We start from the raw sequence: 284 nt of genomic DNA, 5'->3' as shown, positions 1-284 counted from the left end.
GCTGGCCCAGCCCGGCTTCTTCAGTGAAATGGACAAGATGCTCGCCGACGTGCCGGCCAGCACCTGGCAGGCCTATCTGCGCTTCCACACCATCGACGACGCCTCGCCGTACCTGAGCAGCCAGTTCGAGAAGGCCAACTTCGATTTCTACGGCACCTCCCTGCGCGGCCAGAAGGAAATGCAGCCGCGCTGGAAGCGCGTGCTGGAGTCGGTAAACGGTGGCATGGGTGAAGCGCTGGGCCAGCTGTACGTCGACGCCGTGTTTCCGGCCGAGTCGAAGGTCG

At 64.1% G+C, this 284-nt stretch carries 1 protein-coding gene; it reads left to right on the top strand.

Annotated elements, in window-relative coordinates:
- Positions 1-284: M13 family metallopeptidase N-terminal domain-containing protein (locus tag EN846_RS34730; protein ID WP_210236171.1), on the top strand; the 284-nt coding region annotated here is incomplete at both ends.

This window comes from Mesorhizobium sp. M4B.F.Ca.ET.203.01.1.1, from assembly GCF_004791025.1.
Taxonomy (GTDB): Bacteria; Pseudomonadota; Alphaproteobacteria; order Rhizobiales; family Rhizobiaceae; genus Mesorhizobium; species Mesorhizobium abyssinicae.
This window is presented reverse-complemented; position numbering and strand designations above follow the sequence as displayed.